Consider the following 1,391-nt stretch of genomic DNA (forward strand, 5'->3'; position numbering starts at 1 on the left):
GCCCTGGGTGCGGGAGTCGGGGCGTCGGCGGCGGGCGGGTGTGTCGTCGTTCGGGATCAGTGGGACGAACGCGCATGTGGTGATCGAGGAGGCGCCGGATGTCGATGTTCCGGAGCCGGTGGGGGAGTCGGGTCCGCTGGATCCGGTGGTGGTGCCGCTGGTGGTGTCGGCGCGGTCGGCCGAGGCGCTGCGTGAGCAGGCGGGACGGCTGGCCGGGGTGCTGGAGGGTGGCGGCGATCCGGTGGGGGTGGCGCGTGCGCTGGTGACGACGCGGGCCACGTTCGAGCAGCGGGCCGTGGCCGTGGGCACCGACCGCGATCAGCTCGTGAGCACCCTGCGGGCGGTGGCCGCCGGACAGCCGACACCGGACGCCGTGCTGGGTAGCGCACGTCCTGCCCCTCGCCCCGTCTTTGTTTTTCCGGGTCAGGGGTCGCAGTGGGTGGGGATGGCGGTGGAGCTCCTGGATGTCTCGGTGGTGTTCCGGGAGCGGTTGGGGGTGTGTGAGGCGGCGTTGGCGCCGCATGTGGGGTGGTCGGTGGAGGGTGTGCTGCGTGGGTTGCCGGGTGCGCCGGGGCTGGAGGCGGCGGAGGTGGTGCAGCCGGTTCTGTGGGCGGTGATGGTGTCGCTGGCGGGGTTGTGGCGTGCTGCTGGGGTGGAGCCGGCTGCGGTGGTGGGGCATTCGCAGGGGGAGATCGCGGCGGCGTGTGTGGCGGGTGCGTTGTCGCTGGAGGACGGGGCGCGGGTGGTGGCGTTGCGCAGCCGTCTGCTGGCGCGGATTGCTGGTCGTGGTGGGATGGTTTCGGTCGCGGCCCCGGTGGGGGACGTGGGTGTGCGGGTCGCGGCTTGGGGTGGCCGGGTGGGGGTCGCGGCGGTGAACGGCCCGGCGTCGGTGGTGGTGTCCGGTGACGCGGACGCGCTGGAGGAGTTCGCCGCCGTGTGTGAGCGGGACGGGGCGCGGGTGCGGCGCGTTCCCGTGGACTACGCCTCCCACAGCCCCCACGTCGAGGAAATCGAAGCCGAACTGGCCACCGCGCTGGCGGAGATCACCCCCACCACCCCTGACATCGCCTTCTACTCCACGGTGACCGGTGGTCCTGTGGAAGGGCCGCTGGACGCGGCCTACTGGTTCCGGAATCTGCGGCAGACCGTGCGGTTCGAGGAGACGACCCGCCGCCTGCTGGACGACGGGCACACGGTGTTCGTGGAGGTCAGCCCACACCCGGTGCTGACGGTCGGCCTCCAGGAGACCTTCGAGGCCGCCGAGGCCGAAGGCGCGTGCGCGGTCGCCACGTTGCGGCGCGGGGAGGGCGGGGCCAGGCGGTTCCTGCTCTCCCTGGGCGAGGCCCACGCGGCCGGGACCGACGTCGACTGGCCGTCACTGATGACCGGTT

At 73.1% G+C, this 1,391-nt stretch carries 1 protein-coding gene; it reads left to right on the plus strand.

Annotated elements, in window-relative coordinates; all coding sequences use genetic code 11:
- Window positions 1-76: 76 nt before the first annotated feature.
- Window positions 77-1,391 (plus strand): acyltransferase domain-containing protein (locus tag ACSNOC_RS27715; RefSeq protein ID WP_436750326.1); only part of this gene is annotated, 1,315 nt, incomplete at its 3' end.

The sequence above is a fragment of the Streptomyces sp. URMC 129 genome (assembly GCF_051386415.1).
Lineage (GTDB): Bacteria > Actinomycetota > Actinomycetes > Streptomycetales > Streptomycetaceae > Streptomyces.